Origin of the sequence: Paenibacillus aquistagni, assembly GCF_900177815.1 — a bacterium.
GTDB classification, from domain to species: Bacteria; Bacillota; Bacilli; order Paenibacillales; family Paenibacillaceae; genus Paenibacillus_B; species Paenibacillus_B aquistagni.
Map to the genome: position 1 here is coordinate 906,382 of NZ_FXAZ01000001.1, position 14,099 is coordinate 920,480.

The 14,099-nt window shown below is 46.4% G+C and carries 12 protein-coding genes; 8 read left to right on the forward strand and 4 right to left on the reverse strand.

The features are described from left to right. The first annotated feature begins 1 nt into the window (after position 1). The 8 genes from B9Y93_RS04175 (at position 2) to B9Y93_RS04210 (ending at position 9,666) form a co-directional block, all read left to right on the forward strand. Entirely contained in the window at positions 2–943 is a 942-nt protein-coding gene (locus B9Y93_RS04175; protein ID WP_085493070.1) for a carbohydrate ABC transporter permease, read from the forward strand. A 91-nt stretch (positions 944–1,034) separates the two neighbouring features. Further along, a complete protein-coding gene (locus tag B9Y93_RS04180; RefSeq protein WP_085493071.1) occupies positions 1,035–2,492 on the forward strand; it encodes an extracellular solute-binding protein in 1,458 nt (485 codons plus the stop codon). A 418-nt stretch (positions 2,493–2,910) separates the two neighbouring features. Continuing rightward, entirely contained in the window at positions 2,911–3,291 is a 381-nt protein-coding gene (locus B9Y93_RS04185; RefSeq protein WP_085493072.1) for a hypothetical protein, read from the forward strand. Between the two features lie 188 nt (positions 3,292–3,479). Then, positions 3,480–4,499 (forward strand): LacI family DNA-binding transcriptional regulator, encoded by a 1,020-nt coding sequence (locus B9Y93_RS04190; protein WP_085493073.1) that lies wholly within the window; start codon positions 3,480–3,482, stop codon positions 4,497–4,499. A 138-nt stretch (positions 4,500–4,637) separates the two neighbouring features. Continuing rightward, positions 4,638–5,603: an ABC transporter permease gene (locus B9Y93_RS04195; protein ID WP_244903280.1), complete on the forward strand. Its 966-nt coding sequence runs from the start codon at positions 4,638–4,640 to the stop codon at positions 5,601–5,603. Positions 5,604–5,622: 19 nt separating this feature from the next. Then, entirely contained in the window at positions 5,623–6,507 is an 885-nt protein-coding gene (locus tag B9Y93_RS04200) for a carbohydrate ABC transporter permease (RefSeq protein ID WP_085493074.1), read from the forward strand. 83 nt (positions 6,508–6,590) lie between these two features. Then, the gene (locus B9Y93_RS04205; RefSeq protein ID WP_085493075.1) at positions 6,591–8,249 is read left to right on the forward strand and encodes a type 2 periplasmic-binding domain-containing protein; all 1,659 of its coding nucleotides are present in this window, start codon (positions 6,591–6,593) and stop codon (positions 8,247–8,249) included. A gap of 76 nt (positions 8,250–8,325) precedes the next feature. Beyond that, positions 8,326–9,666 (forward strand): glycoside hydrolase family 30 protein, encoded by a 1,341-nt coding sequence (locus B9Y93_RS04210; RefSeq protein ID WP_085493076.1) that lies wholly within the window; start codon positions 8,326–8,328, stop codon positions 9,664–9,666. A gap of 143 nt (positions 9,667–9,809) precedes the next feature. On the opposite strand, the gene B9Y93_RS04215 is transcribed toward B9Y93_RS04210, so the two are convergent. From B9Y93_RS04215 to B9Y93_RS04230, 4 genes are all read right to left on the reverse strand, one after another. Next, positions 9,810–10,163 (reverse strand): TM2 domain-containing protein, encoded by a 354-nt coding sequence (locus B9Y93_RS04215; protein ID WP_306456671.1) that lies wholly within the window; start codon positions 10,161–10,163, stop codon positions 9,810–9,812. 282 nt (positions 10,164–10,445) lie between these two features. Continuing rightward, positions 10,446–11,510, reverse strand: a complete 1,065-nt coding sequence (locus B9Y93_RS04220; RefSeq protein ID WP_425320329.1) for a Gfo/Idh/MocA family protein — start codon at positions 11,508–11,510, stop codon at positions 10,446–10,448. Positions 11,511–11,537: 27 nt separating this feature from the next. Further along, a complete protein-coding gene (locus B9Y93_RS04225) occupies positions 11,538–13,124 on the reverse strand; it encodes an FAD-dependent oxidoreductase (RefSeq protein ID WP_085493078.1) in 1,587 nt (528 codons plus the stop codon). Beyond that, positions 13,121–13,960, reverse strand: coding sequence for a sugar phosphate isomerase/epimerase family protein (locus B9Y93_RS04230; protein WP_085493079.1), 840 nt, complete (start codon positions 13,958–13,960; stop codon positions 13,121–13,123). Before B9Y93_RS04230 ends, B9Y93_RS04225 begins: the two co-directional genes overlap by 4 nt. Between the last annotated feature and the right edge of the window lie 139 nt (positions 13,961–14,099).

Genomic DNA, 14,099 nt, shown 5'->3' on the forward strand with positions numbered 1-14,099 from the left:
CATGGACACCCGCTTAAAACAAGAACAGGCTTCTATTAGAAAGACACCCGCAAGAAAGAGATCGTCATCTCGTGACAAGGGGAGTCTAGGCGAACGGCTGTTTCAAATTTTTAATATCTGCTTCTTTATCGGGATGGGGCTGACCACGCTCATACCCTTTGTCAATCTGATCGCAAAGTCGTTCAGCAGTGAGGCAGCAGTCGTATCGGGCAGCGTCAATTTGTTTCCGATTGGCTTCCAGATAGGCACATATCGATATGTGCTGCAGGATATTTTATTCATTCAATCGTTTCGCACATCTGTCATCGTTACAGTGCTGGGCACGCTGCTCGGGCTCCTGTTCACCACCCTAACAGCTTACCCGCTGTCGAAGCTTAGATTAAGAGGGAGAAAGTGGTTCTTGCTGTACTTCATTTTCACGATGCTGTTCAGCGGCGGCCTGATCCCCACGTATCTCTTAATGCAAGAGCTTAAGCTTGTGAATTCGATCGGCGTATTGTTTCTGCCGGGAATGGTGAATATCTTTTATTTGCTGCTTATTAAAAACTACTTTGAGGGACTTCCTGAGAGCCTTGAGGAGTCAGCCAAGATAGATGGCGCAGGGCATCTACGCATTCTAGTCTCGATTGTGCTGCCGCTGTCCTTGCCTGTTCTAGCAACGATTGGTCTCTTCTTCGCCGTTCAATACTGGAATGACTATTTTGCTGCCATGATCTATATATCGAATCCAGAGATCAAGCCGCTGCAGCTCTTTTTGAAGGAAATGCTTGTCGCTTCGAGCAATGATTTTCTCAAGGATCGGGTTGATGCCGCGCTGAATACGACACCGCAGTCTATCCAAGCCGCATCCATCCTGCTTGCTACGCTTCCTATTCTGCTCGTGTATCCGTTCTTGCAAAAGTACTTTGTAAAAGGTGTCCTTATCGGCTCGGTCAAAGGCTAATCTTCGATTCGCTGAAGGAGGTGAGGAAAGGTCAAGAGCATGGCTGCAGGTGGAATGTTGAAACGAGTCTAAATTATAGGGGGAATCAAGTATGAAGCGTAAGGTAGGTCTAACGTTGCTGGCGCTACTCCTGAGCTTATCGATGTTTGGCTGTTCATCAGACGGTTCGTCATCTAGTGGAAAAGGCAAGAACAGCGGTCTTCGCATGCTGATGCCTTACAGTCGTTTTGATCCAAATAAGGATTTTATGGCTTCGTATATTCAAGAGAAAACAGGGGTTCAGGTCAACTATGAGATGCTTCCTGCTGAGAACTTTGATGAGAAGCTGAATTTGCTGGTGGCGAACAAGGAACCGATTGACATAATGAAGTTAAGCTCCGGTCAATTCTATCAGCTCGCCTCATCCGGAGCATTGGAGCCGCTGGATGAACTAATTGATGAGCATGGCGATTATATCAAGTCGGCAATTAAGGATTCAACATGGGGCAGTGCTACGATTGATGGCAAAATATACGCCATTCCGGAGGCAGGTTCTGGCGCCAGTGCCGGGGAAGCGCTTGTCGTCCGACAGGATTGGATGGATGAGCTGGGATTAGAAGCGCCGAAGAATCCGGAAGAACTGTACACGGTGCTGAAGACGATCAAAGAGAAAAAACAGATCGTACCGCTTACAGGAGCGAAGGATTCCATCTACGGCGATATTGCCAGCGCCTTCGGCATTGTAAACGATTGGGAGGACCAGAATGGCAAGCTTGTTCATAAGGCGGAGCATCCGAGAATGAAGGAATTCCTGAGCTACATGAACCGGTTGTATGAAGAAGGACTGATTGATCAGGAGATGCCGATTAATACGGCAGCCAAGGCGATTGAGAAGTTTACAAGTGGCAAGGCAGCAATGTATAAGCTCGCTTGGTGGAACTCCACCAATACGGTCAATTCGTTAAAGCAGAACTTCCCTGATGCCAAGCTGTCTGTGATCCCGTATTTGCAGGATGCGGATGGTAAAGCGAGTGTAGGCATCAACACCGGCATTACGTGGTTCATTGCGATTCCCAAAGCCTCCAAACACAAGGAAGAAGCGATGAAGCTCTTGAATGCGAAGCTTGCGCCTGATGTGTTCAAGGGACTTGCGATCGGCGATGAGGGCGTGCATCATGAGCTCAAAGACGGAAAGTATTACCCGATATTACCGAAATTCAATGAGGATCTGACAAACGGAAGTTCTTACATGACGGGTACGGATGAACATAAGTATCCTGAATACTGGCAGGCAAGGGTGCGCAAGGAGCCGATCCTGCAATCGTACTTTGAAGCGTTCCAGAAGGAAGCAGAAGGCCATCTCGTGATTGATCCTATGTCGCTTGCTCCGCCAATTGATGCGGTGAACAAAAATAAGCTGAAGCTCATGAAGCTTCTCGATGACAATGTGCTGAAGTTTATTACGGGCGCTGAGCCTGTTGCGAATTATGATCAGGTCTTGGAGCAGTGGTACGCCGAAGGCGGCAAAGACATGGTGAAGCAGGCGAACGATTGGTATACCAATAGATAAGCGTTAGGAATCAGTACTTAACAGAAGATACTTGTATATCGTGTCGTGAGTAAGTTTGATATTTAAGATTATATGGCGATCTGTGGTTGGAGTCCAAACAACTGCTTAGATCGCCTCTTTCTTTTTGGATGAATAGCAGATACACAAACATTAGAGATCATAAGTTTCACATGATTCGAGTTTTTCGCTAAATTATAACCATAAAATTGGGAGAAGCTGCTTGGACTATATGGTAAAATTATGTGAAAAAGGTGGACACTACACGAACGGATAAATTTAAAATTAAAGCGCTTGAAATCATGGTAGTAGTTAATTCCTACTATAAGCATTGTTTGAGTATTTGGACGAAGCTTTATGATAGATTTGGCCGGAAATAGTGGCGCAATACCCGATCTTTAAAATACCTGAGTTCAAAAGATTGTATGTATTTGTCACAGATACATTCAAAGAAGCGATTGAGGTAAGTGGCCTGAAGGGTTTTGAGTTTGAATTGCTATGGGATTCGGAAGTAAGCAACAAGGATAGAGAAGCAGAACTGGAACGGCAACATGAAGAAGCGTTAGCGGCAATTGAGCGCAATAAAGGTGAAGAATTCTCGTTTGATGAAGCAGTGCGCCGTATCGAAGCCGGAGAGAGCTGCGCCAGTGGACAATGGCGGCTGCGGCAGGCAAGCGATGGCACCATGCGTCTTGGGAATCTGCAAGCCGATGGCAGCTATAGCTGGATACAGCCTATTTATTATCCACCGATCCTGCTTGAGTTGAAATGGCATTCGGTAAATAAAATATTTGCAGATTAAGTCAATAGAAAAGGACAGACGGCTCTCTCATGCTCAAATCTTGGTTGAAGAGCCGTCTTTTTTAGTGGAATGAACATTTCTGTAATGAGGATCGCTAAATTTTGAAGACATAAAATAAGGATTGCTTTGAAAACGTTTTTATAGTATGATGTGCTCATAAAAACGTTTTTATGGAAGAGGATTAACATATGGGCAAGGTAACGATTAAAGATGTGGCAAGAGAAGCAGGTGTCTCCATTTCAACGGTATCCAATGCGCTGAACAATGTCGATGTGTTGACACCAGAGACGAAGAAGCATGTGCTTGAAGTGGCAGAACGCTTGAATTACGTGCCGAATCTGAACGGCAAGCTGTTGAAGTCAGGTAAGACCAAATTGCTCGGCTTCTTCACAACAAGTGTGGCGGGGCCTTATTTTTACACCTTGGTGGAATCAATGTCTCGGGAGTGTGATCGACTAGGCTATGGCTTAAGCGTGCTCGTTACCAAGGACAAACAAGTAATTATGAATAATATTCTAGGCGGCAGAGTGGACGGAGTTATAATCTTCGAAGAGCTGAAGATCAATGACCATGATATCGCCGTTATGGCGAAAAACAAGATCAAAGCCGTCTTCCTTGATCGAGTTGTTCAAAATGAGACAATGGGAAGCATCATCTTCAACTCCTTCGAGGGCGGTTATGAGGCGACAAAGTATCTCATTAACTTAGGGCATCGAAAGATTGCCTACATATCCGGCGTGGATACGATGTTTGACAGTGTAGAGAGGCGAGAAGGTTATGTGGCTGCCCTGCAAGAGGCGAACTTCCCGATCGATCAAGATTATTTCTTGCAAGGGTATTTTGAAGAGGAAGGCTCTTACAACGCGGTGAAATCTTTTCTACATATGCATCCTGACAAAGTGCCCGATGCCTTCTTGGCTGGTAATGACTTGAGCGCCATCGGCTGTATCCGGGCTTTGAAGTCTCAAGGCTATGAGGTGCCTAGGGATATTAGCGTCGTCGGCTTTGATGACATCGACATTGCACCGTATTTTTCACCGCCCTTGACGACCGTACGAAATCAAATTGCAAGACAAGGCATCCTAGTTGTTAATCACTTGATCCGCATGATTCAGAAGAAAGAGCAAGGCACGGTGGAACGATTAGATGTTGAACTTGTTGTGCGCGGTTCCAGTCAAGTCAAAAGTGGAAGACATGACCCGGTATAGATAGCGAGTGTTGCCGGGTCTTTTGACCTTAACGAATTCAAATGTACATGCTCTTAATTAGACTATACATAGGGGGGATCTATAAACGGATATAAAAACGTTTTTATTATTTTGAAAGCGCTTAAGGAGGAGATGCAGGTGAATAGAGCAGCCGTGGGTCAGCTCGGCGCAAAAAAACCGTTGAACCAAAGGGCAAAAGCCTTTCTAACGGATTTCTTCAGACAATGGGAATTGCAGTCGATGATTCTGCCAGGAGTCATCTTTATGATCATCTTCTGCTACATCCCGATCTATGGTTTGTCGATTGCGTTTAAGAGCTATACCGTTATCGATACCCTGGACACTGCGCCATGGGTGGGACTTTATAATTTCAAGATCATTATGACCGACAAGTATTTCTGGGATGCCGTTATCAATACGCTAGGCATCAGCTTTCTCAAGCTGGCGATTGGCTTTGTTATCCCCATTATTCTCGCGATTATGATCTATGAAGTAAGCATAGGACGCTTCAAAAAATTTGTGCAAACCATCTCATATCTGCCTCACTTTTTATCTTGGATCGTACTGGGCGGGATGCTCATTACGTGGTTCTCTACATCCGGATTATTCAATCAATTGCTGTTAAGCTTAGGGATCATCTCACAACCTCAAAATATATTGCTCGACCCAAATAAATATTGGTGGATCGCCACCTTATCAGACATATGGAAGGAGGCAGGCTGGGGAACGATTCTGTATCTTGCCATTATGGCGAAGATTGACCCTACCTATTATGAAGCTGCGAAGATCGACGGTGCTAGCCGGCTTCGACAAATATGGAACATTACGCTTCCTAACATGAAGACGATCATTAATTTGAATTTAATATTGACCATTAGTGGATTGCTAGGCTCCAACTTGGATCAAACACTTGTGCTCATGAATTCGCAGAACAGAGAGAAGGCAGAGGTAATCAACTCTTATGTTTACCGTATGGGGATGACACAGGGTGACTTCTCCTATGCAACGGCGGTCGGTCTTGGAGTCTCGATCGTATCTGTTATTCTGCTCGTGACCGCTAACAAAGTAACCAGTAGATTAAATGACAACCAATCTGTCTTATAGGACCTAAGGAGGCATACAGGTGAATCTGAAAGCAGCGAGAGGGGATTTAGACAGTCGAATGTTCGATCTGGTCAACATGATCCTGCTGTCCTTATTTACGATTGTCATTCTAGTTCCATTATGGAATGTGGTCGTCTCATCATTCAGTTCAGGCAGAGCGCTAGCTGAAGGCGGCTTTCTCTTCTGGCCTTCGGAATTTTCATTGGAAAACTATCGAGCTGTATTCCGGGATGAGAGCATTTGGCAATCCTTTTTAATCTCGGTGTCCAAAACAGTCATCGGGGTTGTGACTCACGTGTTCTTCTGTGCGATGGTTGGCTATGGCTTAAGCAAGAAATACGTTCGCGGCAGAAAGCTGTATATGACCATGGGGGTCATTACCATGTTTTTTTCTGGCGGCATGATTCCTACTTATCTGCTTATAAAGTCCTTGGGGCTGTTGAACAGCTTCTGGGTTTATATCATTCCAGCACTCTTAAGCTTTTATGATGTCATTATTTTAATGAATTTCTTCAGAAATGTGCCAGATTCACTTGAAGAATCAGCCAAGATCGATGGAGCGGGCGATTGGAGAATCTTTCTATACATCATGATTCCTCTATCAATGCCAGCGATTGCCACAATCGCCTTGTTCAATGGCGTTGGGCAGTGGAATGACTTTATGACAACAAAGCTCTACATCACAGATCAGTCCCTGTATCCGCTGCAGATGAAGCTGTACGAGATCATTGTGCAGTCTCAGACTCAATCGATGCAGAACAGCGGCTCGTTTGCAATTGAGACGACGACCAAGGGCGTTCAGCTCGCCACGATTGTGATTACAACGATGCCAATTGTTGTGATGTATCCCATTCTGCAAAAATACTTTATCTCCGGAATGATGCTTGGGGCAATGAAAGAATAGCGGTTCTTCGTTTAAAACAGATTTTCTCATGTACAAAAAAACGTGCTTTGATGATGAAGCGAAATGTTAAGGAGGGGAACAAAATGATGAAGATGAACAATGGATCACAAAAACACAATGGTTTGCGGAAACAGGGACTTCTGCTTCTTACAATCATGATAGTTCTGGCTTTGATTGTAAGCGGTTGCGGTTCAGGGGGCGGCAGCTCCAATAAGGAGAACTGGATTTCGATTGAAGAACGGTACACACCTCGTGCGGATACACCAGCTTGGAAGCTCGATACCAAGGAAGAGCTCACAGAGCTGACATGGTACGTGAATGCAGATTGGTGGAATACTGATTTCGGCAATGATGTGGTCACCAAAAAGATTAAAGAGGACTTGAATATTCATATCAAGTTCATCACAGGAGATGACACTAAATTAAATACATTCTTTGCCGGCGGAGAGATGCCGGATCTGATTACAACCTTTGATTCCCACTCGCCAGTGGCACAGAAAGCAGCGACTTGGGCATTGCCGCTAAATGACCTTGCGGAAAAGTATGATCCGTATTTCAACACAGTCGCAGCGCAGGATACGCTGAATTGGTTCCAGCTGAAGGATGGGAAGACCTACGGATATCCGAATTACTCCAATACGCAGGCTGACTATGACAGCGGCAATATTCCTGCCAAGACGGCATTTGTTATTCGTAAAGATGTCTACGAAGCGCTAGGCAAGCCCGCCATTGGGACGCCAGAACAGTTCCAAACGGTTCTAAAGGAGATCCAGAGCAAATTCCCATCGCTGGTTCCATTCGGGTTCAACTCGATTGGAGAGGGAACAGGATCACTAGGGGATACGCTCCAGGATTTTATCGGAGTTCCGCTAGAAGAGCAGGGGGGCTTTTATAATCGCAATTTGGATGAAGACTACTTGATGTGGGTAAGGACTTTGAACGCTGCATACAAGGCTGGCTCCATAAGTGACGATAGCTTTGCGGATGATGGCACGACCTTTGAAGAAAAGGTGAAGGCCGGAAAATACGCGACGATGCTGCTTGATGGCACGCCTCAACAGGGAGGCAATCTGCAAATCTATATGAGCGACAATTTGGGAAAGGAGTATATTGCGATTGACGGTCCACAGAGTACTCTAGGACGTACGCCAACGCTGAATCAATCCGGCATTACGGGCTGGATGATCAGCTTTATTACGAAGAGTTGTAAGGACCCTGCCAAAGCCATTCAAGTATTTACTTATTTGTTAAGCGAAGAAGGGCAAATGCTGATGAATTACGGCGTAGAAGGGGAGACCTATCAAAAGAATACAGACGGCACGGTAGCGTTCCTGCCAGAAGTCAAGGAGCTTCAACTAAATCAACCGGATACGTTTAAAAAGCAATATCGCATGGGTGAGTTCATGTTCTTCGGACATGACCGGCATAAAGCGTTGAGCGATGATGCTTTCCCTGAGTCGATCAAGCAAATGCAGGAATGGGGTAAAGGTAAGCTGAAGCCGCATTTTATTTTGGAAAATATCAACCCAGATCAAGGAACACCGGAAGCTCGAGCATTGACTGCGATTAATGCAAAGTGGAACACTACGCTGGTTAGTATGATTCGGTCGAAGAACGATGATGAATTTAACAAGAATCTAGAAGATTACAAATCCTTCCTTGCAGCGAACAGCTGGGATGACATTGTGAAAGTCCGCAACGAAAAGATGAAGGCAAATAAGGAGAAGCTTGGACTTCAGTAGAGGCTAAGGAGGCTAACGAACCTAGACAACGAGCGTATCTGATATTGAAGAAGATAGTGAGAGGAGATTCATCAGGATGAACATAACGATCTATCATTCAAGCGGTGAAGCGGCATTATTTGTACAAAAAAAAGTGGAGCAGCTAACTCCGCTCCGTACCAATTCCACCTGTAATAGAGTGATCGTGGATGAAGATAAGCTGTATCAAACCATGGATGGGTTCGGCGCGTCCTTCACGGATTCTGCGGCGTATCTGATCCATCAAGTCTTGGAGCCAGAACAGAGAGCTTCTCTCATGCGAAAGCTGTTCGATCCTGAAGAAGGAATAGGCTTGTCCGTGCTGCGCAATCCAATGGGGGCGTCTGACTATGCGCGTGAGATCTACAGCTATAATGATCTGGCTGAAGGTCAAACAGATCTGGAGCTTGCAAACTTCTCGATCGCGCATGATGAAGAGGATATTATTCCTTTGCTGGCTGAAGCGACCTCGCTTAATCCCGAAATCAAGCTGATGGCTTCACCTTGGAGTCCGCCGGGCTGGATGAAGACAAGCGGATCGATGATTGGAGGCGTGCTGAAGCCTGAGTGCTATGGTGTATATGGGGAATACTTTGTTCGATATATACAGGCATATGCCGAGAGAGGGCTGAATATCTATGCGATTACGCCACAGAATGAAGCGCTCTACTCACCTGGGCATTATCCTGGGATGCTTATGCTCCCAGAAGAGCAGATCGAATTCATTAAGTATCATCTGAAGCCCGCACTGCTGAAGCATAACCTGCATACGAAGATTTTCTGTTACGACCATAACTGGGATGAACCGAATTATCCTCGTGCTGTGCTTGAGCAAGCTTATGATGAAGTGGATGGTATAGCATGGCATTGGTATGGAGGTGATCCGTCCGCTCAATCCGAGCTCTTCGAGGCTTTTCCCAATAAAGAGGTTCACTTCACGGAAGGCTCAGGCGGAGAATGGATCCCCCCCTTTGAAGAGGCTTTCTCTAACGTGATGCGTACAGGGATTGAGATTCTAAGGAATCACAGCCAATCCTTTATTCTGTGGAATATGGCTTTGGATGAACAAAATGGTCCAACTGTGCCCGGGTTCGGAAAGAGCACGTGTCGCGGAGTGGTGACCATTAACCAGCAGACGAAGGCGTTAACGTATACACTGGACTACTATGCATTAGCGCATTTTAGCAAATGCATTCGACCAGGAGCACGGCGCTTGGGTGCATCAACAGCAAATGGTTGTATTCGTACAGTAGCCTTCAAGAATCCTGATCAGTCACTCGCTATAGTTATGTTCAATGACAGCGAAGCGGAAGAAGGCATCACGCTTGCCTTGAAGGAGCACGCGATCTTAAGCTTCGCACTTGAGCCGAAAAGCGCGATAACCATATTTTTGAAATGAAGATGAGAACAGGCATAATGCATATATAACAGCGAAAAACCACCCATTATGAACAGCAACCCCGACATCGATAGCGGATAGCTAAAGGTGTCGGAGGCGTCCCATAATCGGGTGGTTTTATTTGGACCGAAACCATGTAAGAATTAGGCTCTGCGCTGATTAAGAAGCCCTTGAATCGTCTTCATTTCTACATTCACATTATAGTCTGTTACCCACTTATGTACGAAGAAAGCGTCAATAAGTACCCATAGACCCAACGCGATAAAACCGACAACTCCAATAAGAAGAATCGTAAGCAAGGTAGATGCCAGCATCAGCAGCAATTGTGCGACTCCTGACCCCGTCTTGCCCATATAGAAGCGATGGCCGCCAAAGCCGCCTAAGAAAAACCACAGCACATAGGCTATACCCATATTCTTTCCTTGGCTTTTCACTTCAGAATCGACAATCATCAGTTCTCTTGCGTCAAGTTGACTTTTCATTGCAACAATGGACACAATGTTTACCTCCTATATCTATAGTTCCATAATACTATCACGGAACCTATAATCTGGCAATATGCTACATAAACATTTCATGTGCAAGAAAATGTTACAATATTTTTAGCACATTAATAGGAAAATAGTCACAATAGAGATGCGTGGAGGCGAAAAGCTTGCTGACTATTGAAAAACAGAACAACCGCCATGCACAATATACACATAAACGTACATGGCGGTTAATGTTCTGCATTATGGATAGAAACTGAACAAATTCCTGCAATGGTTTCCCTATTTCAATTATTTTGTTTGGAATTGTATCTCTTTGCCCAATTGGCTTGATTCATAGATTCCGGATAAGATCTTCATCATCTCAACCCCGTCCTCAACAGGGCTTAACGTTTCTTTTCTTCCTTCACAGACCTCGATAAAGTGGTAAATCTCATCTTGAAAGCCCTTTTGGAAGTTAAAGCTTAAATGATCAATCTGCGGTGTCATATTGAGGATGGTGTTATGCTTTTCTGTAATGAAAGTCAGCTCGGGCTCAAGCTCAACACCGCCGCGTTCACCATACAGCTTTACGGTCAGTTCATCCTCCTTGGCGTGAAGGGTGAAGCTTACATCTACGATGAGCGAAGCCCCGTTCTCAAAGCGTATTAGTGCGTTGGCCATATCCTCGACATCATTATGATCAGCGCGATAATCTGCTGCTTTGTAGTAGGAGAGATTCTGAATGTTGGAACGGTTGCCAAGCCGCGAGTACGTATTGCCGCTAATCGAAGCAACTTTCGGACGCCCCATCAAGTACCAGCACAGATCGATGACATGAACGCCAACGTCGATGAGCGGTCCTCCGCCTGAGCGTTCCTTATCGGAGAACCAGCCCCCTGGATTGCCAAGCTTGCGTATGCAGGAAGCCTTGGCATAATAGATCGGCCCAATATCGTCATTCTCAATAAAAGAACGCACGATACGCGTGTTGGAGGCGTAGCGTCTAACAAAGCCTACCTGAAGCTGCTTTCCTGTTGCCTTAACGGTCTCTTGCAAGGCGAGCGCATCTTCGACACTCGTACAGAGCGGCTTCTCAACAAGCACATGCTTGCCTGCCTTAAGAGCTGCGATGCTGATCTGTGCATGGGAATGGTTCCATGTACAGATGCTGACCGCATCGATATCTTCGCGAGCGAGCAGTTCATGAACATCCTGATACGTATAGGGGATATTGTACTTTTCAGCTTTTGCCTGCGCTCTTGATTCATTGAGATCACAGATGGCCAGCAGCTTCACCTCAGGGTGCTCGTGATAGGCTCGCAAGTGCATTTCCGAGATAGAGCCTGCGCCAATAATGCCAATACCTATAGTCATCGTCATCCTCCTCGAAGTTTTGCTTGTTTAGACTGGCCGTGTCTCAGGCCAGTGCAGCTCAATGCCATATTTGACCAGCATCTGCTGATAGGAAGCAAGTTTGCTTGCATCTTGACGAACATCACGCGGTGTTAGGTTATTGTTCAGGCAGTATGCTGCACAGAGTGCAGCCGCTTCACCAATATTCCACTCCACTGGATGAAGCCGATAGCAGCCGTTCGTAATATGGGTGACGCCAATGTTCTTGGCCGCAGCAAGCACATTATCCATCTTGACAGGGATCAAGCTCCCTAGAGGAATCTCAAAGGGAAGCGATGAGATATCAATATATGGGCGATTCATCGTGCTTGGATGAAGATCGATGCGATAGCAGCCGATGCCAACGGTGTCAAAGAAGGATTCTGCCTTGCCTTCTGGTCTAAGATCTGTCGCTACATGCTGTTCAAGGACTGTGAATTCCGCCTTGATTCGGCGAGATTCGCGAATGTATGGATACATCGCGAGTCCATCGGCTGTCCCGACAACATCGGGCCTTAAGCGCAGTCCTGGATAGCCTTGTCCTCCATCGGGTCTAGGGGCCTCGGTTTGCAGCCAGTAGAGCAGGGAGAGGCTGAGCTGTTTGGCCATATATAAATGCTGCTCCCGATCCTCTGGACTTACATCAATGACGGAGCCAAGCCAGTAATCATTTTGCGGCCAGTTAACAAGCGTGATGTTGCTGTCGAATGTACCGGCTGCAAAGTGCCTTTGATCGATGATTTGCCGATATTGATAGAGAGAGAAACGCCCATGTCCTGGAAAAAGCTCATATTGAATCGGCTCGTTCGTTGACGGCTTCAACGCTGTGAAGCTAAGCAGATGATCTGGCCAGAAGGAGGGCTTGTAAGCCTTCCATTGCTCATAGAATGCGGGTTTCTCAATAATATGGTTTTCCTGCTCCATGTAGTCCATTGCAAAGCAATACGTGAACCCCTGCATATCCTGAGGCATTGCCTCGCCATCCACCGCATGAGGCTCTCCTGTCTCAGCCTTCGATTCCGCGCCTGTGACATAGTCAATTCCTGCTGCAGGCAGCAGATCACCACATTCCGTTGCATCTAGGTAGAAGGGAGCTTGCAGCTTAACTGTGGCATGGGTTTCCAAGCACTTTACGATAACATGCTCCACTCGATGGTTAGCGGCTTGTGCCTGTACTAGAACATGCTTGTGCAGCACAAGCAGCTTGCCGCTATGAATGTAAGGGGCGAGCATCTGCTCAAGCACTGCCAAGGCTGCGCGAGGCTCATGGCACAATCGGCTTACGGTGCCATTGCCTGGATTCAACTGAGCCTGTGCTCTTGAAGCGGGCTGCATGGGAAAGTAATCCCGATAGTAAGCGCGAACTTGATCCCTGAATTGCCTGTAGCTGCGGGTGCAACCGAAGGATTCAATCCAAGGATGCTCGTCAGGGGGAACCGCTTGACTGGTCAATTGTCCGCCAATCCAGGCGGTTTCCTCTGTCATAATGACGGTTTTGCCTGCCCGCAGCGCTGCATACGCAGCCGCAGTGCCTCCTGTCCCTCCGCCGAGAATGACCAGATCTGCTTGTAAGCAGCGTTCTCTTACATGTGTCATCGTTTAACCTCCATTCGCTGCATCATGTTCTGAAATGCAGCCAAGCATTGTTGAATTCCTGTTCGCTCATCCTCCAGTCCTTCATACTCCAGCACGATGCCATTGGAATAGCCATAGTCATGCAGCGCACGTAGGATCGGCTCAATCTGAGCGATTCCTTCACCTAGCACGCGCCCCTCGTAGGCAAGGCCGCTTAATGAACGGTAACGGCCGCCTTCGGTTACCGCAAAGTCCTTGAGATGAACATGATGGATGTAAGGCAGCAGCTTATGCAAGGCTTCAAGTGGATTCTCGTCTACGAGCAGGAAATTGCCTGTGTCGAAGGTAGAGCGAAGTGCGGGAGAAGCCACTTGATCGATAATGGACTGAATTTGAGTCCCCGTGCCAGCGAGCAGCCCATGGTTCTCAAGACATAAAGTAAGCCCTAATCTCTCAGCCTCATTGGCTGCGCTAGACAATCCTTCCACAATCCACTGTTGAGCCTCTTCATAGGCGATGTCACCATTCAAATTGCCAGAGAATACTCGAATAACCTTCGCTTCGAGCGCGATAGCGATGGGGAAGGCGCATGTGATTTTGTCCAAAGCAGCTTGTCTTAGAGCAGGATCCTGATTCACAAAGTCATTCGATACTGCATAGCTTATCGCTTTCATGTCGTGCTGGTCCAAATAGCTTTTAACATCAGGAAGCTCTTCATCGACATCCTTCCAGAACACATCAAGCAGTTCAACTTGCTTTATCCCTTGATCATGGCAATAGGATAGAAAATCAAGCACCGTCCACTGATGCTCTCTTGTTGTGCGATGAACACTCCACATGCTCAGCGTAAACTCCATCTTTGAACCCTCCAATCATTTAATGAGCTGACAGGCTTGCTATATTTATCTACTATTCCATTGTAGGTGGATTCATGAAGGAAGTTTAGCGTACACCTATGACTGCTTGTGGTAGAATGATGACTATCAAGAGGATATA

Coding starts and splice junctions, on each gene's coding strand:
- B9Y93_RS04175 (WP_085493070.1), top strand. CDS start 2: ATGGACACCCGCTTAAAACAAGAACAGGCTTCTATTAGAAAGACACCC.
- B9Y93_RS04180 (WP_085493071.1), top strand. CDS start 1,035: ATGAAGCGTAAGGTAGGTCTAACGTTGCTGGCGCTACTCCTGAGCTTA.
- B9Y93_RS04190 (WP_085493073.1), top strand. CDS start 3,480: ATGGGCAAGGTAACGATTAAAGATGTGGCAAGAGAAGCAGGTGTCTCC.
- B9Y93_RS04205 (WP_085493075.1), top strand. CDS start 6,591: ATGATGAAGATGAACAATGGATCACAAAAACACAATGGTTTGCGGAAA.
- B9Y93_RS04210 (WP_085493076.1), top strand. CDS start 8,326: ATGAACATAACGATCTATCATTCAAGCGGTGAAGCGGCATTATTTGTA.
- B9Y93_RS04220 (WP_425320329.1), bottom strand. CDS start 11,510: ATGACTATAGGTATTGGCATTATTGGCGCAGGCTCTATCTCGGAAATG.
- B9Y93_RS04225 (WP_085493078.1), bottom strand. CDS start 13,124: ATGACACATGTAAGAGAACGCTGCTTACAAGCAGATCTGGTCATTCTC.
- B9Y93_RS04230 (WP_085493079.1), bottom strand. CDS start 13,960: ATGGAGTTTACGCTGAGCATGTGGAGTGTTCATCGCACAACAAGAGAG.